15 protein-coding genes and 2 pseudogenes are annotated in these 18,733 nt (G+C 57.8%); 8 read left to right on the top strand and 9 right to left on the bottom strand.

The annotated features are described in order from the left end of the window. Positions 1-29: 29 nt before the first annotated feature. The 3 genes from CFBP6623_RS21550 to CFBP6623_RS21540 form a co-directional block, all read right to left on the bottom strand. Positions 30-953, bottom strand: coding sequence for a sugar ABC transporter substrate-binding protein (locus tag CFBP6623_RS21550; RefSeq protein WP_046802155.1), 924 nt, complete (start codon positions 951-953; stop codon positions 30-32). 103 nt (positions 954-1,056) lie between these two features. Then, positions 1,057-2,010, bottom strand: a complete 954-nt coding sequence (locus CFBP6623_RS21545) for an ABC transporter permease (protein ID WP_233282620.1) — start codon at positions 2,008-2,010, stop codon at positions 1,057-1,059. Positions 2,011-2,054: 44 nt separating this feature from the next. Next, a complete protein-coding gene (locus CFBP6623_RS21540) occupies positions 2,055-3,599 on the bottom strand; it encodes a sugar ABC transporter ATP-binding protein (protein WP_046802183.1) in 1,545 nt (514 codons plus the stop codon). Positions 3,600-3,786: 187 nt separating this feature from the next. Here CFBP6623_RS21540 and CFBP6623_RS21535 point away from each other — a divergent pair, with 187 nt between their 5' ends. Continuing rightward, positions 3,787-4,821, top strand: a complete 1,035-nt coding sequence (locus CFBP6623_RS21535) for a LacI family DNA-binding transcriptional regulator (RefSeq protein ID WP_046802157.1) — start codon at positions 3,787-3,789, stop codon at positions 4,819-4,821. Positions 4,822-5,475: 654 nt separating this feature from the next. Here the strand turns inward: CFBP6623_RS21535 and CFBP6623_RS21530 are convergent. Next, positions 5,476-6,606 (bottom strand): alpha/beta hydrolase, encoded by a 1,131-nt coding sequence (locus tag CFBP6623_RS21530; RefSeq protein ID WP_052760274.1) that lies wholly within the window; start codon positions 6,604-6,606, stop codon positions 5,476-5,478. 386 nt (positions 6,607-6,992) lie between these two features. Then, entirely contained in the window at positions 6,993-7,334 is a 342-nt protein-coding gene (locus tag CFBP6623_RS21525; RefSeq protein ID WP_046802158.1) for a hypothetical protein, read from the bottom strand. Between the two features lie 375 nt (positions 7,335-7,709). Between CFBP6623_RS21525 and CFBP6623_RS21520 the strand changes: the two are divergent. Beyond that, positions 7,710-8,399: pseudogene (locus CFBP6623_RS21520) on the top strand (class I tRNA ligase family protein); the annotation flags it as partial. A 212-nt stretch (positions 8,400-8,611) separates the two neighbouring features. Here CFBP6623_RS21520 and CFBP6623_RS21515 read toward each other — a convergent pair. Further along, positions 8,612-9,520, bottom strand: a complete 909-nt coding sequence (locus CFBP6623_RS21515) for a LysR family transcriptional regulator (protein WP_046802160.1) — start codon at positions 9,518-9,520, stop codon at positions 8,612-8,614. Positions 9,521-9,767: 247 nt separating this feature from the next. On the opposite strand from CFBP6623_RS21515, the gene CFBP6623_RS21510 reads away from it, so the two are divergent. The 4 genes from CFBP6623_RS21510 (at position 9,768) to CFBP6623_RS21495 (ending at position 14,925) form a co-directional block, all read left to right on the top strand. Further along, positions 9,768-11,195: an alginate export family protein gene (locus tag CFBP6623_RS21510; protein ID WP_046802161.1), complete on the top strand. Its 1,428-nt coding sequence runs from the start codon at positions 9,768-9,770 to the stop codon at positions 11,193-11,195. A gap of 3 nt (positions 11,196-11,198) precedes the next feature. Further along, positions 11,199-11,807 carry a hypothetical protein gene (locus CFBP6623_RS27110; protein WP_046802162.1) on the top strand — a complete coding sequence of 203 codons (609 nt, stop codon included), beginning with the start codon at positions 11,199-11,201 and terminating at the stop codon, positions 11,805-11,807. Positions 11,808-12,217: 410 nt separating this feature from the next. Next, positions 12,218-12,829, top strand: a complete 612-nt coding sequence (locus CFBP6623_RS21500) for a TetR/AcrR family transcriptional regulator (RefSeq protein WP_052760275.1) — start codon at positions 12,218-12,220, stop codon at positions 12,827-12,829. Between the two features lie 38 nt (positions 12,830-12,867). Then, a complete protein-coding gene (locus CFBP6623_RS21495) occupies positions 12,868-14,925 on the top strand; it encodes a prolyl oligopeptidase family serine peptidase (RefSeq protein WP_046802163.1) in 2,058 nt (685 codons plus the stop codon). A 177-nt stretch (positions 14,926-15,102) separates the two neighbouring features. On the opposite strand, the pseudogene CFBP6623_RS21490 reads toward CFBP6623_RS21495, so the two are convergent. Both CFBP6623_RS21490 and CFBP6623_RS21485 read right to left on the bottom strand, forming a co-directional pair. Next, positions 15,103-15,381: pseudogene (locus CFBP6623_RS21490) on the bottom strand (SDR family oxidoreductase); the annotation flags it as partial. Positions 15,382-15,410: 29 nt separating this feature from the next. After that, positions 15,411-16,295 (bottom strand): enoyl-CoA hydratase/isomerase family protein, encoded by an 885-nt coding sequence (locus CFBP6623_RS21485; protein ID WP_225337937.1) that lies wholly within the window; start codon positions 16,293-16,295, stop codon positions 15,411-15,413. A gap of 75 nt (positions 16,296-16,370) precedes the next feature. On the opposite strand from CFBP6623_RS21485, the gene CFBP6623_RS21480 reads away from it, so the two are divergent. Further along, positions 16,371-16,757, top strand: coding sequence for a winged helix-turn-helix transcriptional regulator (locus CFBP6623_RS21480; protein ID WP_046802165.1), 387 nt, complete (start codon positions 16,371-16,373; stop codon positions 16,755-16,757). 164 nt (positions 16,758-16,921) lie between these two features. Here CFBP6623_RS21480 and CFBP6623_RS21475 read toward each other — a convergent pair whose 3' ends face one another. Further along, on the bottom strand, positions 16,922-17,533 hold the full coding sequence (locus CFBP6623_RS21475) for a TetR/AcrR family transcriptional regulator (protein ID WP_200960466.1): 612 nt from the start codon (positions 17,531-17,533) through the stop codon (positions 16,922-16,924). 81 nt (positions 17,534-17,614) lie between these two features. On the opposite strand from CFBP6623_RS21475, the gene CFBP6623_RS21470 reads away from it, so the two are divergent. After that, positions 17,615-18,622, top strand: coding sequence for a hypothetical protein (locus CFBP6623_RS21470; RefSeq protein ID WP_046802166.1), 1,008 nt, complete (start codon positions 17,615-17,617; stop codon positions 18,620-18,622). The last annotated feature ends 111 nt before the right edge of the window (positions 18,623-18,733 follow it).

Raw genomic sequence — 18,733 nt, 5'->3', positions numbered from 1 at the left:
CCGCGCCCCGGCACGCGTCTTGGGGGGAATTACTTCTTCGCGTATTGGTCGACATTGTCCTTGGTGATTGACTCGAACGGCACGAGCTTTTCGGCTGGCGGCTGCTCGCCCTTCTTGATGGTTTCAACGACTTCGAAAGCGGCCTCCGCCTGACCGGCAGCGTTCTGGAAGATCGTCTGTGACATCTCGCCCGCCTTGATCGCATGAAGCGCATCGGGAACGCCGTCGACACCGGAGATCATCACACCTTTGAGACGGTTAGCAGCCTGAAGGGCCTGGAGAGCGCCGAGTGCCATCTGGTCATTCGCCGCAATGATCGCGTCGAACTTCGGAAAACTCTGGATCCAGTCCTCGGTAACCTTCATGCCTTCGGCGCGGTCGTAATTTCCGGAAAGGTTCGCGATAATCTTGACGTCAGGGCGATCGAGGCCTTCTTCAAAGCCCTTCATCCGTTCCTGCGAGTGGTAAAGGCCTGGTGTGCCCTGGAGATAAAGAATCTGCGCGTCCTTCGGCAGATTGTCCTTCATGTATTGAGCCTGCAGCTTACCGGCATCGATGTTCTTGGAGCCGACGAATGTCGATTTGCCGCCCGCCGACTGGATACCCAGGGCAATCACGGGAATACCGGCCTCATTGGCCTTCTCAACGCCTGGAACGATGCCCTCGTAGTCAACCGGGACCACAACGATCGCATTGACCTTCTGGGCGATGAGATTGTCGATCTGGTCAAGCTGCTTGCTGATGTCGTTATTGGCATCGGTGAACTTGACGTCAATGTCCTTGTCTGCCTTGGCAGCCTCGATAAAGGCCGTCTTACGCGCCATGACGAACACGTCCGTGTCTGCCATGTTGGCATATCCGACGACGAACTTGTCGGCTGCCGAGGCTGCGCTTGCTGAGAGAGCGGCTGCCGAGACGGCGCAGGCTAGGGCAATTTTCGCGATCAGTTTCATAGGGTCTCCTCCCGATTGAAATGGTGATGTCATTTGGTGGGGCGCTTTTGCGCGGACACAGAGGTTGCCCGCCGCCGTTTTCATCGGCGGCTGAGCCGCTTTTTCAGGCCTTCTTCTTTCTGCGGGCCGATTTGGTCCAGACATCAAGGATCACGGCCACGGCTATGATCAGTCCCTTGATGATCTGCTGCCAGTATGAGCTGACATTCATGAGATTGAGGATGTTGTTGATGACGCCGATGATCATCGCACCGACGATTGTTCCGGTTATCGTTCCGGTACCGCCCATCAGGCTGGTGCCGCCGACAACGACTGCCGTGATCGCGTCGAACTCATAGCCGACGCCGCCTGCCGGCTGACCGGAGTTGATGCGCGACATCAGGACTATACCGGCGACAGCACAAAGGATGCCATTGAAGATAAAGGCGCGCATGACTATGCTGTCCGGGTTGATACCTGACGCCCGTGCCGCGCGCTCATTTCCGCCAACGGCGTAGATATAGCGGCCGAACTTGGTCTTGTTCAGCAGGACCCAGGATATCAGGGCAAATGCCACCAGAATAAGCACCGAGATCGGAAACGGCCCGATGGATCCCTGACCGATGATCTTGAAGTCACCCAGACCTGAAACCGGGGCGCCGGCGGTGTAGAGCAGGACCGTCCCGCGCGCGACCGTCGTCATTGCCAGGGTCATGATAAACGAAGGGATCCGGAAAAATGTAATGACGAAGCCGTTGATCGCTCCTGTGACAATACCAACAGCAATGCCCGCAATGATCGCGAGCGTTATGCTGCCGGTCGTTGCCATCACGCTCGCGGAAATTACCCCACACAACGCCAGCACGGAGCCGAGCGACACGTCTATGTGCCCGAGAATGATGATGAAGGTCACGCCGCATGCCAGCAGACTGACAACGACAACCTGCCGAAGTACGTTGGTGAGATTGGCTTCAGTCAAAAATGTCGGACTGAGAAACGACGCCAGAATGAATATCCCGACGAAAATCAGAATAGTGCCATATTTGCGATAGATATGCGCGAAATCGAGATCACTCAATCTCAGACGCGGCTTGGTATTGGTTGTCATCTGGTCAGTACTCATCAATGTCCTCCCGTAGCGAGGCGCATGATGTTTTCCTGATTCGCCTCGCTTCTTGTCAGTTCTCCCGCCACACGCCCCTCGCCCATCACTACGACGCGATCGCTCATCCCGAGCACTTCGGGCAATTCCGACGAGATCATGATGATGGCCAGCCCCTGTCGTGCGAACTCGGTCATGAGGCGGTGAATTTCAGATTTCGATCCGACATCGATGCCGCGGGTAGGCTCATCAAGGATCAGGAGCTTCAGATCTCCCAAGAGCCATTTGGCAAGAACGATCTTCTGCTGGTTTCCGCCGCTCAGGTTTTCGACAATCATCGCCGTATCGGGCGTCTTGATCTGCAGCATCTTGATCATACGCTGTGCAGCGGTCTCTTCCTGCCGCTCGCTGATGAAGAGGCCCGACGTGAACTTGCGAAGATTGGCAAGCGATATGTTTTCTCCCACGGATCGGCAGAGAACCAGACCTTCGGATTTTCGGTCTTCTGAAACCATGGCGATCCCGCTCGCGATAGCGTCAGCGGGAGACGTCAGCGTCAGAGCATTTCCATTGAGCCGGACCGAGCCTTCATCAGCGCTATCCAGACCAAAGATCACGCGCGCAACTTCCGTGCGCCCTGCGCCGATCAAGCCCGCCAGACCGACAATTTCGCCGGCACGCACCGTGAAGTTGACGTCATTGAACACGCCATGCCTCGAAAGGTTCTCGACTGACAGAACGACCTCGCCGATCGGGACTTCTTCCTTCGGAAAGATGTTGGAAATGGTACGGCCAACCATTTGTGAAATCAGTCTTGTCTCGTTGTATTCGGTAGCTGGCCCCGCGCCAACGAACTGGCCGTCGCGCATGACAGTGATGTCGTCGGCAATCTGGAAAATCTCATCCATCTTGTGGGTGATGTAGATAATGGCGACACCACCAGCCTTCAGATCGGCGATCTGTCTGAACAGCATCGCAACCTCCGTGTCGCTGATCGCCGACGTTGGTTCATCCATGATGACCAGCGACGCCTCGCGAGAAATGGCCTTGACGATCTCGACAAGCTGCATCGACGCGATGGAGAGGTCGCGCATCGGCGTCTCGGGATCGAACTTCAATCCGACGCGCGCAAGCAGCAACCGTGTATCGGTGTTCATCTTGCGAAAATCGACGAAGTGGGAAAACAGGCTCTTGCCTGCCACCATCGGCTCACGACCAAGGAAGATGTTTTCCGCAATCGTCATGTCCAGGATGGGGCTGAGTTCCTGGTGGATCATCGAAATACCCCTCTCAAGGGCACCCGAGGTGTCCTGTCCTGCCAGCTTTTCACCCTTGAAGAGAATCTCACCGCCATCGATCGAATAGGCGCCGCTCAGGATTTTCATCAGGGTTGACTTGCCGGCGCCATTTTCTCCAACGAGAACATGAACCGTACCGGGGCGAACCTTGAGGTTCATGCGATCAAGGGCAAGCACGCCTGGAAATGCCTTGACGATTTCGCGCATTTCGAGAACAAGGCCGCCTTTCGGCAAAGCGATATCGTTCGCACACCCGTCAGGATGCATCGTAATTGCGGCAGACATTTCTGCATTCCTCCCAAATCGCGTTTCCGCGACGATCCATTCTTATCGACGAATGGCTCCTCTTCCTTCGTGATAAATCACCACAACAGCCGCCATTCTGTCAATTTGGCACTGGACGAATCTCCCATAAACACCCATACTTACTTTCAAATTATGGGAGTTTTTATCCATGTCGCGCCCTACCATTTCAGACCTCGCAAAGGCCGCAAATGTTGGGATCTCGACCGTAGATCGCGTCCTGAACGGACGAGATCCGGTGAGACCCCAAACGGCTGAACGCGTGCTCGCCGCTGCTGAAAAAATCGGTTTTCATGGTGTGACTGCAATCAAGCGACGGCTTGAAAATGAGAAGCCGAGAGTGAAACTTGGCTTCCTCCTGAAGCAGTCGCACCGCAAGCTCTACCGAATGTGGGCAGAGGTTTTAACGAAGGCAGTCGAGACTTATCCCGAAGCCCACGGCAGAGCCATCATTCGCTTTGACGACGAACTGACACCTGAACAAACCGCCGATACGATGTTGTCGATGAGCCGAGAATGCGATGCCATCAGCGTTATCACCTCCGACCACCCGCAGATCAATCAGGCTGTCGATGGGCTAGAGCAAGAAGGCATTCCGGTTTTCACGATGATTTCTGATCTGACCGCTCGTGGTCGCACCGGCTATGTGGGCAACGATTGCGTCAAAAAGGGTAGAACGGCGGCATGGTTCATAGACAACCTGAACCCCAATCCGGGCAAGGTTGCAGTCTTTGTCGGAAGTCATCGATATCTTTCCCAGGAACTGTGCGAGATGGGGTTCCGATCCTACTTCCGGGAGAGCGCCCCGGACTTTCAGATGATGGAAACGCTTGGGACCCGTGAAGAGCCTGAAATCGCCTACGAGATTACCCAAAGACTTCTGAAATCAGAGGACAACTGGGTCGGCCTTTACGTTGCGGGTGGCGGCATTACAGGGGTGATGCGCGCCTTACGCGAATGCGACACCACCTCATCCAACCGTCTGGTGGTGGTGGCTCACGAACTGACAAATGAGACGCGCGCCGGATTGGCCGATGGCGTCATAAAGGCGGTCCTGTCACATCCCCCGGTTCTGCTGGCGGAAACACTGGTACGCGCCATGGTCGATGCGCTGGATACACACAGAACGCCATCCGTCACGCAACATCTCCTTCCCTTCGAGATATTCACCGCAGCAAATATTTGACGCGTTATCCCGGGAAGAGCTTTCATGCTCTTGATGGGATACAAATCAGCGCGGCATCTGTCCTAGTATTCACCTCGCAAAGTTCATGTGTCCTGTTTCCGCAAAATTAGAATGTCACATTTCCCGGGTCTGACTGACCTCTGGGAGATTCCAGATAGGACTGATTACGATGAGCGAGCGCGATCTGCAGAGGGCGAGGTTTTGTTAGAGGTGATTGCCGGTCGGATGACAATTCGGATGACAATGGTCTCGGCGGCGCATGTACTGGATTTCAGCATACGGAAAGTCCGCCAGCCAAGCCTGTGGCTGCTGGAGCATATATGTTGCGCAGCAATTTATAAATGCGCAATTACCCCTGTCTACCGTCAGCTGTTTCACGTTTTGTGTCCTGCTATCAACAGACTGATTTTATCTCGTGATTTTCAGGTGAGCCATGATGAGCGGGATTTGTGCTTGCGCTGTGCTAGGCCCAAAACGCACGAAAGCCCTCCGCGAAGGGAGGGCTTTCGTATTGAATTTCTTTGTAAAATTTGGTTGCGGGGGCAGGATTTCATCTTAACTTGCGATCGTCGCAACCGTCTCACGCCCTTCTAAAATCACTTCCTACCAGCAACCATAGCGGACTATTTCGTACAGTTGCGTGACTGCGAAGTGCTAGCGCTCGGTGGCCGTTGGATCTGCGACCCGTTGGACCAGTCGGGCGTCGAGCGTTTCGAACTTGTTAGCGACATCAAGCTCGTAGACGCCCGGACCGATGTCGGAAGCAACCCTTCCGTCTGAGCTCTGCGGGAGGCGGCCGTAAATAGAAGCGAAGGCCGTAAAACCATCGTGGCCGGCTCCCGCCTGCGTGGCCAGATTAGTTATGTCGATCACGCGGAGGTTTGAATTCCGCGCCTCGACGAGAACTTGAGGGTCATCGATGTTGGCTGCGCCGGTACGGAATTGCCCTCCGGCGATAAACCTTGATATCGACAGCGCCTGATCCTTCTTGGAGACCAGAACGGTAACGGGGGAGCGCAGGCGACCGACGACCCGGAGTTGTTGAAGAAAGACTTCCGCGTCTATATCTGGCGCAGCGAGCGTGAGGTCGGTGAGCTTGCCGAGGGTGCGCCCGTCTTTGGCGATCCGGATTTGACGGACAGACTCCATTGTTAGCCAAGCCCCCATGCTGTGAGCGTAAAGTTTCATCCCCCGGACATGGCGGTCGCCAGCGACCCGCTCGACCACCCGGGCAAGCGCATCGCGGGAGAAGGTCACCGCATCTTTGTCTGCAAGATACCCGGTGATCGCTGCCTTCGAAGGCCATGAGAACAGCATTGCCGATTGCGCGACCTGGACGTCGGCGGTGAGTTGAGCCGTGCGGAACAGCGATTCCGGAAAGTTGTTGTTGAAGCCGTGGACAAAGATGGCGACGTCGCGGCCGAGCCCTTCTCCGCGTGCGGCAGTGGCCCCGACTTCCGCAAAGAACCGCCTTTCATCGAGGCGCTCGGACGAAACGATCGCGAAGTGCCGGGTCGGGTCCGGCACATCCACCGGCCATTCGATCTCGGTCGGTTGATGGTTCGGCGGAATGGAGACGACATAGCGAACGTAGGTAGTTGTGGCCGCAATCCGGTCGGTCAGGAAGGTTGATGCGCTCGGATCGGCTGCCCGCGTACTCGCCACGAAGATGGTAACCTGCTTCGCGCCCTCGACGGCAGTCACCGGAGTGAGGACGGATGAGCCGGGCCGCGAGCCGCAGGCGCACAATGCAAGCGCAAGCGCCGTGATCAGTGTGACCGCCATGTATCGCCCGGATTGCTGTCGCCGCCTGATCGTCACCCTCTCCGCTCCTCATCACACGGATCAGCTTGCTTCCGACACCCTGATCGTAGACTGATTTCCGGTCACGCAACCCTAAGTAATAATTGAAAGATTTTGCCGGCTTCGACGAAGAAGTGACTTCAGATCATCGCGGAACGCCGTTTTCAACCTTTCTACTGAGGTCATCGGTAGTGCGTGCGAAGTGCAGCAATCCCGAGCATATAACCCTCTTCTAACGTTCGATCGGGGGTCACTGTAGTCTCGCCGCGCGCGAAACTGTGTCCTGCAACGAGGAACGCGAGCGAGAGGATCGACGATTTGCAAAGCCTCGTTGAGATCGCGAATGCCGGTGCCAAATAATACTATTCTCACTTAGCTGGATAAGGCTCGATGTCCGCCGACCAATAGTGTTTAGCAATATTCTGGCTGTTGCGGATAACGTGGTAGGCGATATGCGGGTCGCCTCCTTGAAGAGTGTTCGGGTCAGCACCACACATCAAACAATACATTTGCTGATGAACGACGCTTGCAAAATATTGCAGAACCGGCGTGGCGTCCTCCTGGCCGATTGCTCGCAGGTCATGGGCAGCCTGTTCGATTGCCTTTTCCAAAACCTCCGAAACGGCAGCAGCCAACATCCTGTCCGCACGGCTGATGACGACAGCGATTTGGCGCTCAGCCGGGGTAAAATCAGATCCAGTATCTTTCATTGTTCACCTCACATATTGTCAGTGTACGTCACATGCTCTGCCACAGCGCTTACTCTGGCGGGTGCTGAGAATCGACGGATAGCTTTTGCCGTCTGCGTCAACTCGCGGTCGTTGATGTGCCGAGCGAGTGCCTGTTGCTGCTGTTCACTCTCATCCTTGGAAACAGCCTCCTGACGTTCCCTTTCCTTCCGAAGTGCTCCCTCGTCGCTCGCCTTCCGGGCGACGACCCGAGAGGGCTCCCAACTTGCCGAGCAACCTTTCACCACGGTTGATATCGTTGGCGTCATAGGTTCGGTAGTCCTGCTATTTGCAATACTCCGTCCCCAAACGCGGAACGCGTACCGCCCGGTTGCTTGCAATGGGAAACACCACGCCTTGCGAGGCCGATGCCCGGAGCACGGTATCCCGCTTGAAGTCATCAAAGAAGAAAACTGGTTCTTCCGCCTCTCTCGATATGGTGACCGCATCCTCCATCTCATCGAGACCGAGGAGCTTCGGGTCGTGCCGGCTCACCGGCGAAACGAGATACTTGCCTTGCTGCGGTGGGGACTCGAGGACATCAGTGTGTCGCGCAGTGCCGAACGGGCACGCGGCTGGGGAGTACCCGTGCCCGGCAGCGATGAGGTCGTCTATGTCTGGTTCGATGCCTTGGCGAACTACCTAACGGGGCTCGGCTACGGCTCCGACGAAACCCTGTTCGGGCGATATTGGGCGCAGCAAGGCGAGCGCATTCACTTCGTCGGAAAGGGGATATCCAGGTTCCACGCGATCTGCTGGCCGGCGATACTCCTTTCCGCTGGCCTACCGCTGCCATCGTCGATCTACCTTCATGGCTACCTGACCGCCAACGGGCGGAAGATCGGGAAATCGGCCGGCAACGGCATCGATCCCGATGGTCTCGTTCAAAACTATCAGACTCCGGACGCACTTCGGTATTACCTGCTCCGCCATATCCGTTCGGCCGATGATGGGGATTTCTCCGAAGAACGGCTCGAGGCCGCGTGGTCGGGAGAACTCGGCGGGCAGCTTGGAAATCTCCTCAATCGGGTTCTCACATTGCTGTCTCTCCACTCGTTGTCAGCGGAGTGAAGACCTCCTCTGGAGGGATTCTCTTGCCGCGGCAGACGGTAGTCATGATTCCGCGCTGGTGTTTCCGGCACGTCTCCACACCAAACGGGACCACTATGCAATATCTTTGCTGCAGCGGTTTTGTCGTCTTCGCTTCAGTCGGCTCTGACGGCTTCAGTACAGGGAATGTCACTACCCTGCGCCGATCGTTAAAATACCTTGTCGGCAGCCGAATTCCCCTCACTAACAGAGGGCGTTCCAAATCGTTCGATAAGCATCTCGGTGAGGGTTCGCACTTTTCGAGAAGGGTACTGCCCAGGCGGCCTCACCACGAAGATGCCGGCCGGCGGAATCGGATGACGCGTCATGATCGGCACCAGCGCACACGAGCGAATATGATCCGCGACCAACGGCTCTGGCAAGTACGCGACCCCGACTCCGTCCAGAGCGGCCGCTACGAGAGACATTGCGTTATCAGCTATGAAGCGTCCCTGGGGCCGCACCGTGACGATTTCGTCGCCATCCATGAATTGCCACTTCTCCGCGTCCCGCATTACGACCTGATGCTTCACAATCTCATCCGGTGTCTCGGGGGCACCGTGAGCCTCGATATAGGCAGGACTTGCAACCAGCTTGCCAAAGATCGGTCCGATACGTCTTGCGACGAGGTTCGAGTCCGACAGATGCCCTAGCCGGATTGCGCAATCAAAACCCTCCCCCACAAGATCCACGAAGCGATCAGTATAGGAAGAAAGGATTTGTAGCTGTGGGTGTTGGCTGGCCATCCGGGAGAGGACGGGAGCAAAACAGGTCGGACCAAATGACAATGGGGCGGCTACGCGCATTCGGCCTCGAAGCTTGCCGGCGGGCAGGATCGTTTCCCGTACCAGATCCAATTCAGCTGAGGTTCTGGCGGCGTAATCGCGGAATGTGGCCCCTGCTTCCGTGAGCGCTATGCCACGGGTCGTCCTTGCAAATAGCTGTGCGCCGAGTTGCTCTTCTAGCCTGGTGATCCGCCGGCTGACCATCGACTTGGAGATGCCCAGTCGCAGCGCTGCAGATGATATTCCGCCTGCATCAGCAACTTCGACGAATATTCTCAGATCCTCAATTTCCACAAAGCGTTCCTTATTTTGCGACACGGCTTCACACGACCGGGGGCTACCAAGGCGAAGAAGCAAATGACAACGTCGGCGACGGTGTCTTTCCCGGGAGGGCATCTTCGCAACGTACCGCACCAACCGCGAATATAGGATTTATTCCATATTCTTTCGTAGCCGCTTCAACTCATTTCTCCGTCCATCGCACGCCGTGCCAGCGACGGAGGGCGGCGACCACTCATGAAAAATAATACAGGATGTGTCCATGCTTCGGTCCGTATCCAGGGCGCGATTACCGTTTCTCTCTCTTGCTGCCCTCGCCTTTGCTCAATGGGACTACCGCTCCGCCTTGGCAGATGATTCTGACCTGAAGCAGGAGAGGCCCTCGATAAAAGCCGACAGGTCGCGGGAGGACTGGTCGCTTCTCGTAGATCCGAAACTGCGGACTGAACCGCTCGACAGTCTCAAATACATTCCGTTGTTTCCTTCCAATCCTGACAGCTACATCTCGCTCGGGCTCAATCTGCGCGAAATCTTCGAAGTCAGTGATGCGCCGGCTTTGGGAACCGTGCGTGCGAATCCCGGAGACTCCTATTGGCTGCAGCGCGCGCAGTTCCATATTGATGTTCACCTGAATGACAACTGGCAATTGTTCACACAGTTCGAGGATGTACGTGCGTTCAACAAAACGGTAGTCGGTCCCAACGACGCAAACCGATTTGACCTTCGGCAAGCATTCATCGGCTATACGCAAGAGACCGACAGCGGAACGTTCAGGGCAACGGTTGGCCGTCAAGACTTTGCGTTCGACCTGGAGCGGTTCGTTTCGACGCGCGATGGGCCGAATGTCCGTCAGTCGTTCGATGCTGTCTGGGCCGGGTGGGAGACGGATGCGTGGCGCTTCTATGGTCTTGTCAGCCGACCTGTCCAGTATCGCGATGACCGCCCTTTCGATGATCGATCGAGTGGCGATGCGATGTTTAGCGGAGCTCGTGTGGAATGGCAGCTGTCGCCGGATATCGAGGCCTCCGCATATTATGCGCTTTATCAGCGCAAGGACGCCACCTTTCTTAGCGCATCAGGTGAGGAGGACAGGCATATCCTCAATATCCGGACGGCCGGCAAATATGCCGGTTTCGACTGGGACGCGGAAGCTATGGGCCAGGTCGGCAAGGTCGGCTCGGCCGACATTCTCGCCTGGGCCGTGGGGGCGAGGACCGGATACACGTTCGAGGATATCACCTGGTCGCCGCGGATCGGTCTGCAGTTCGACGTGGCGTCGGGTGACGGTGATGCGGGCGACGGCACGCTCGGCACTTTCAATCCGCTGTTTCCGAACGGCTTTTATTTCTCGCTCGGCGGTCATACCGGATACGCCAACCTCATCCACTTGAAGCCCTCACTCACCGTCCAGCCCCTGGAGGATCTGACCGTAATGGCTGGGGCCGGACTGCTCTGGCGACAGACGACACAGGACGCCGTCTATACCCTGCCAAGCGTCCCCGTGGCTGGCACGGCGGGTCAGGGGCCGGCGTGGACCGGAGCCTATTTGCAGGTCAGGGCGGACTACCGCTTTACTCCCGCTCTCACGGGGTCGCTGGAGGCCGTCCATTATCAGGTCGGGTCGGCACTTCGCGACGCCGGAGGCAGCGACAGCAACTATGTTCGAGCGGAATTGAAATACTCATGGTAGCGAATGCACAGCCGTGCCGAACATTTAGGGACGACGGATCGCTCGTCAGATATGCAAAACGCGGTGCTGTACGATGAGGAAAGCCGCGCATGCATTCTGGTGCCGATATCGCAGCACCCATTCTCAGGACGCCGGTTGAAACAACTCGATCAGCATCCTGTCATTGTCTCGGATGTAAGCGAAACGATCGCCGGAATGGTTGGGGACGGAGGACGGCGGCATGACGATTTCGACACCCTTAGCCGCCAGCGCGGCTATGGTCTCTTCCAGCTCATCGACATTGAGCGCGAAATGGTTGATGCCACCGCGTTTCAGGAGTGTTTCGATGTCTTCTCGCTCGCTTGCTGCCGGGGCAGCACCTTCGACTTGAAAGATTTCGAGCCGAGCCTCATCGCGAACGAGCATGGCCACCTGCGCGCCAGGCAAGGTGAAACTGTACTGGTGCTCGAACCCAAGCTTATCCCGATACCAGTCAAGGCTAGTCTGCAGGTCGTTGACGACGACACCGACATGATGAAGGCGATGGACGAAATCTTCCATGTGATTTCCCGGGTTTTATTTTTCTCGTTCCAGATCCGGTTCGAACCACCGTTATTATGGATGCGGCAGTAAGTGCCCCGCCAAAAAATGGCCGCCTTCATCAGAATTTCGTGGCGTGGAGGTTAGTCCTGCATCGGCGAGCAGCATAGTCTCCCCAAATGTGAAACGTTGTTGCAAAACGTCGAACGGCAGGCCCATCAAGGATGTCATGCTCCATTCTGGGAAGCACTCCCAATCAAGCGTTGCCCTGCAGACGACTATGCATGGCGACTCTGCGATTCCCTTTATCTGAGGGGCTTTGAACGCCAACGAGTCCGGCGTCTTGCCATCGGATCGAATTTTCAAAAAAGGAATGTTAGGCGCAGCCTCGGTCAGCCGCTTGCTTATGCGCCGGGCGAAGCGGCTTCCGTCGACCCCTTGACCAAAATGTCACTTAGTGCCAAATATTCAGCTGTCACTAAGTGACAGGAGGATATCGGAATTTGGCGAAGATTGAGAAGGGGCGAATTGAAGTCGCGCGCCACGCGGCCGATCTGTTCTGGAAATACGGCGTCGAGAAAACGAGCGGCGATGCGATTGCTGCCGCATCAGGGCTCTCCAAGCGAACGGTCTGGCGCTATTTCCGCTCGAAGGAAGCCTGCATCGAGCCGCTTTTCATGGCTACGGGTCTGCGCTTCGTTGAGCTGTTGCGCGCCTGGCCGCGTGACGTCTCGATAGAGGCCTATTTGCACGATACACTTGGCTCGATGCTGAAGACAGAGCAGGAAATCAGCGACGGCGTAGCCGTGGCGCGCCTGATCTCCCGCCTGAAAACCGAACCGGCGATCCGCACCGCCTATCTGATGGCTAGCGCGCAAGCAGAAGACGAACTCGTTGCGATCGTTGCCGAGCGCGCCGGGCGCTCGCCCGAAGACTTCGACGTCAAGCTCTGCGCTGCAGCTGCAATGGCCGCCGTGCGCGTTGTCGATGAAGACATATGCACCGCCACATTCATCCATGGCCGTCACTTCGAACACCATGAAGTCTGCGACCGGTTGGCCGCTGCCATTCGCGCAGCAAGCACCCTGCCGATCTGCGATCCGGTCGCTCGCTAACTGGTCGGCCAGTCCCTTCGCTGCATAAGGAACCGAAAATGATCTATCCCGAAACCCGACGCACCGACACGATGGAAGAGCATTTTGGCACCACGATTGCCGATCCATACCGGTGGCTGGAAGGCGATGCACGCAGTCACCCCGAGGTCGCGGAGTGGGTGCAGGCGCAAGACGAACTGGCGCGAACACATCTGGCCGGGCTGCCGGGCCGGGAAACCTTCCGGCAGCGGCTGGCGGCGCTCTTTGATCATGCCCGCCTGACCGCCCCGATAAAGCGCGGAGACCGTTATTTCTTTACCCGCAATCCCGGGCTTGACGACCAGGCGGTTCTCGTCATGCGCGAAGGGGCGTACGGCCCGGAGCATATCCTCATAGATCCGAACGCATGGGCCGAGGATGGCGCGGCGGCCCTGGCAGAATGGGCCCCCAGCGAAGACGGGCGGCATGTTGCCTTTGCCCGCCAGGAAGGTGGAACTGACTGGCGTACCATCCGGGTTCTCGATGTCGAGAGTGGAAACACCCTTGCCGACGAAATCGCATGGGCGCGCTTCACCGCCATCGCTTGGGCACATGACGGATCCGGGTTCTTCTACTCCCGTTTTCCGGAGCCGCCCGCGGCGAACGGATTCGAAGCGCCAGTCACCGGGCACGCCATCTATTTCCACGTGCTCGGCACAGCGCAGGCTGACGACCGGCTCGTTCACGCGACAGCGGAAGGTCAGCTCCTCATACAGACCGTCGGCGTGACAGCGGACGGGCGTTATGGCGTGATCTATTCTACTCCCGGCGCGGGCAGCAACACACTGTCAATCATCGACCTACGCGACCCGACGTGGACGCCGCGCCCTGTCATCGAGACTCAAGGGCATAACTGGTTCGTGGCCGGCAATCAGGAGACCCGGTTCTTCCTGATGACGGACCATGGGGCCGAGCGTGGCAAGATCGTCACTTTCGACCTCGCCGCGACCGAGCTGCGCATCGTCGATCTCGTCGAGGAGCGAGACGACGCTACGCTGAACGATGCCGCCCTCCTCGGTGGACGGCTTGTCATCACCTATCTCGTCCATGCCAAGACCGAGATCCACCAATACATGCCCGACGGCAAACCTGATGGAACAGTCGAACTTCCGGGCATTGGCAGCGCGGGCGGTTTTCACGGACGTCCAGACGACGACGAGGCCTTCTTCGTCTTCACCGGTTACGACGCGCCAATGACGATCTACCGCTACGATGTTGCCAGCCGACAGCTCGAAGTCTGGGCCCAACCCGAGGTCGCGATTGATCTCGGCCGCATCGCCATCGAACAGCACTTCTACCAATCGAAAGACGGCACGCGCATTCCGATGTTCGTCGTGCGCCGCGCAGATGTTCAGGCGTCGGTACCGACGATCCTTTACGGCTATGGCGGCTACGGCATCAGCATGGTCCCTTATTATTCGCCTCCCGTCCTCGCATGGGTGGAAGCAGGCGGGGCCTACGCCGTCGCCAATTTGCGCGGCGGCGGGGAATATGGCAAAGCGTGGCACGATGCCGGGCGGCTCGCGAACAAGCAGAACGTCTTCGACGACTTCGTCGCCGCCGCCGAATATCTGAAGCGCGAAGGCATCGCCGCTGCCCACGGCATCGCAATCCAGGGGGAATCCAATGGCGGGCTATTGGTCGCGGCCGTGACCAACCAGCGCCCAGACCTTTTCGCCGCGGCCCTTCCAGGCGTCGGCGTGATGGACATGCTGCGCTTCGCCCGTTTCACGGGCGGACAGTTCTGGATCGGGGACTACGGCGATCCAGGGAAGGAAGCCGACTTTCGCAACCTCCTGTCCTATTCGCCCTATCACACGATCCGCTCGGAGATGCCCTATCCGGCGATCCTGGTCACGACGGCGGATACCGACGACCGCGTCGTGCCGGCCCACAGCTTCAAATATGTCGCGGCGCTTCAGGCAGCGAACCTCGGCGACAAACCGCGGATCCTGCGGGTCGACAGGCGGGCCGGCCACGGTGCCGGGAAACCCACCGGTAAGGCAATCGACGAAATCACCGACCTCTGGGCATTCGCCGCGCATTGGACCGGCCTCGACGCTACGAAGATGGATTGACCACTTGGCGGAACATCCCTTCACTGTCAGCGCGGCAGTGCAGGGCCGGGAGATACGGGATCATCTGGTGCGGGAGTGTGCACTGTCCCGATCTGCTGTTACGGATGGCTATCCACACACTGATCATCCGCGGGTGGAGCCACGGTTCGCCCCCGGCATACGGAAGATCGAGCACAGTCAGGCTACCGCACCCCGATCGGCGGTCAGGATGGCGCCCGTAATCAGGCTCGCGGCAGGACTTGCAAGAAAGACCACAAGGTTCGCGATTTCGCGTGGCTCGCCGAAACATCCCAGCGACGTAAGGTTGTGCTGGAAGTTGGCGGCCGCACCGTCTGACGGATTTACGTCGGTATTCACCGACCCGGGTTGCACTAGGTTTACGGTAATGCCGTTCGGACCAAGTTAGCGCGACAGCCCGCGGGTGAAAGAGGTGAGTGCCGCCTCGGACATCGTATAAGTGCGGAACGTCGGGCGAAGCCGAGGCGTCAAGCCCGCAGCTCACGGAGCAGACCTTCCAGGTTTCGCTCGCCGTCCTTGGTCTGTGCCCCTGCCTTAAGCCCGCCCCGGATGAGCTTCTCGGCCGCAGGACGTGCGAACAGCCCCGCCCAGGCGTCGTGCTCGCGACTGAAGCCTTCCCGCAGGTTTACGGGCGGCACCGCTTTTTTTGCGGCGGCGATGACGCCTTCGGGTAAAGCGGCGATATTGCGCGCCAACCGGTCGACGAAGCCATCAAGCTCCGAGGCAGGCAGTGCCCGGTTGATCCAGCCATAGCGTTCCGCCGTCGCCGCGTCGATGAGATCGGCGCCAAGGATCACTTCTAGTGCACGGCCGCGCGTCATCCGGCTGGACAGATATTGCGTGGCCCCGCCGCCCGGTGTGATGCCCATCAACGCTTCGCATTGGCCAAGCCCGGCTCGACCCTCGGCGGCAAATGTCATGTCTGCCGCAGCGACAAACTCGGCACCGCCCCCACGTGCCAGTCCGGCGAGTTTTACGATCGTTACCTGCGGCTGTTCGCGCAGAAGTTCGCCGAACGCCTGGAACGGGTTAAGGCCTTCAGGAGCCTCGCGAACCAAATCGTCGAAGGCGTGCGGTTCATCGATCAATGTCATGTCGACATGGGCGATGAAAAAATCCGGGTCTGCGCTCTGGAAAACCAGCACGCGCGTGTCAGGGTCATCGCGAATGGCGAGAAGAAAGCACCGCATCTCGCTCATCAAGGAGACATCGAGAACGTTTACCGGCGGATTGTCGATGGTGATCGTCGCAACACCGTCTGCCCGGGAAATCCGGAGGCGGCGGAAATCTGTGTCTGTCATATGTAAGGTCTCTGTTCTTCGGGAAATTCTGGTGCTGGTGTTTCGCGCCATTGATCCTAAAGTATTCATCAGATACCTAGCGTCAATTACGCACCTGAAGCATCCCAGGGATGCCGGAGGATACCGATGGATGAACCAAGAAGTGAAAATGACCCGGTTTACCGTGCCGACTGCCCGAGCCGGGTGATCCTCGACCAGATGGCCGACAAGTGGTCGATGATGGTGCTGGCGGTGCTCAGCGAGCCGCGTCGCTTCAATGCGATCAAACGCCGTCTCGATGGCGTCACCCAGCGTGTGCTGACCCAGACGCTGCGCAAACTGGAACGCAACGGCATGGTGACGCGCAGGGTTCTGGATGGACGCGTGCTCGGCGTCGAATATGCGCTGACGCCGCTTGGCAGGTCGCTGCAAGAGCCGTTCTCAATCCTGTTCGAATGGACCATTGAGAACATCGATGTGATACAGGACTGTCAGCGTAGTTTTGACGCACGCCAAGATCAGCCTGCGGTCTGAACGGTGGGCGGTGCGAACAGGAAGGTCACCTGGTCTCGAGCGCGGTTATTCGTCATTTTGACAACATACGGACGATCCACGTTGAAGGAAGGACAGAAGCGCCGATTTCTCCCAGCCGTTGCCTCGGATGGGACTTCCGTCCATATCTCCCCGAGCCTGATAATTTATGGTGCAACCATTCCACCACCAATCAGCGATGCAAAGACCTCGACGGCTTCCCTCTGATGCAAAGTCTGACGCACTACTGCCGACGAAAGCGCTTCTCCCGCGCCGACGAAGCCGATGCAACGCTTCTCTAATTCTTCTGCCGGGAGAGTGTCGAAGGGCATAAGGACTGCAGTGAACATCTGGACCGAGTTGTCGAGCAATTCCTTAAATACGACGGCTTTTTCCTCGCTCCCGGTTAAAGCTGCGCCGACGGTATGGAATTCATCCGTTACGTCAGCTGCGCAACCGATATAGGCTTCCGCCAGTAGACGAATGGTTTCCTCCAGACTCCGCGCACCGGCTGCCATCGCGGTTCGAAAGGCCTTCACCCGCTCCTCATCAATCCACCGGTAAAGCTCGATGAGCAGACCTGAACGGGTACCGAAATGTTCGTATGCCACTGGTTTCGAAATTCCGGCACGGGAGGCGAGATTACCCAGCGTCAGACGGTCTGCACCTTCATCGCGGACGATCAACAATGCAGTATCGAGCAGTTGCCGTCGTCTTTCTCCTTTCGAAAGCCTACGTGATGAGGTCCGTATGCCGACATGATTGGAAGTGCCTGTCACTGTGGGGTCCTTGCGTAACCTACTTTTAGTAGGTACAACAGCCTACCATTTGTAGGTTATCCCAGGTGAGGACATACGACAATGATTTCCCATCCTATTCTCCTGATGGGTGGCACGGGCGCGATCGGGCGTCTGACTGCCCGCGCGCTTCGCTCCGTTTACCCGGATGTTCCTTTATTGATCGGTGGGCGCGATCTGCTCAAAAGCCGCAGCGCCGCTGGTGAGATCGGGCGAGCAGAGGGCGTCTTGATCGACACGCATGCTGACGATCTCGGTCTCGGTGATCGCCAGATAAGTGCCGTTGCGATTTTTTACACTGACGAACGATTGGCTAGCCTGCGCTTCGCTCAAAGCCGCAGGGTACCACATCTGGGGATTTCTTCAGGCGTCTATGAAATTGCTCCCGAAGTTGCGACCTATATGCACGCGCCAGACGCCGCGGCAGTCGTCCTTGGCTATGAATGGCTGGTCGGCGCCACAACCGTTGCTACCCTCACATGCGCCAAACCATTTGCCCGACTTCACGAAATCAGGATCGGTGCCCTTGTCGATGAGCAGGATGGTGGCGGTCCAGCCGTCGCCGAGGATTTTGAGCGGCTGAACCGGATGATGCCCGCCGCCCTCACCCGTCGTGACGGCAGCTATATCTGGCGTAGTGAAGAAGACGCCAAGGCCGAGTTCCATGCAATCGATGGTACCAGAACAACTGCGACAGGCTTTTCGTCTATCGATGTTGCCGGCCTGGCGGCAGCAACCGGGGCGCCGAATGTACAGTTCAACATCGCGACCGGCGTGAGTACGTCCCGTCGCCGCGGCGAACCCAAGTCGACGGAGATCATCATCGAACTGGCTGGTGAGGGTCACGACGGACAGCCGCTTTACAACCGTTATGCAGTGTTTCACCCGGGCGGCGCTGCGCCCTTGACTGCACTAGGCGTCAGCATGATCCTTGAACGACTGATCGGGCTGGACGGTAATAGGCCGACCCCGGCAGGGCTGTATTTTCCTTTTCAGGTTCTCGATCACGCCACCTATCTCTCCCGGTTGCACGCGGAAGGCGGCAGCATTGTCCCTCTTGACGCTAATTGACATAATTGGCGGACCGGTGAGAAATCGTGTGTAGACGTCGGCTCACGTCAGGCCCGGGACATAGAGATTGAACGTGGTGGACGACATTCAGCCGTTCAATTATGAGACGTT

Source organism: Agrobacterium tumefaciens (assembly GCF_005221385.1).
GTDB lineage: Bacteria > Pseudomonadota > Alphaproteobacteria > Rhizobiales > Rhizobiaceae > Agrobacterium > Agrobacterium tomkonis.
Note: the sequence above shows the minus strand (reverse complement) of the source record. Positions and strands in the feature narration are given on the sequence as shown.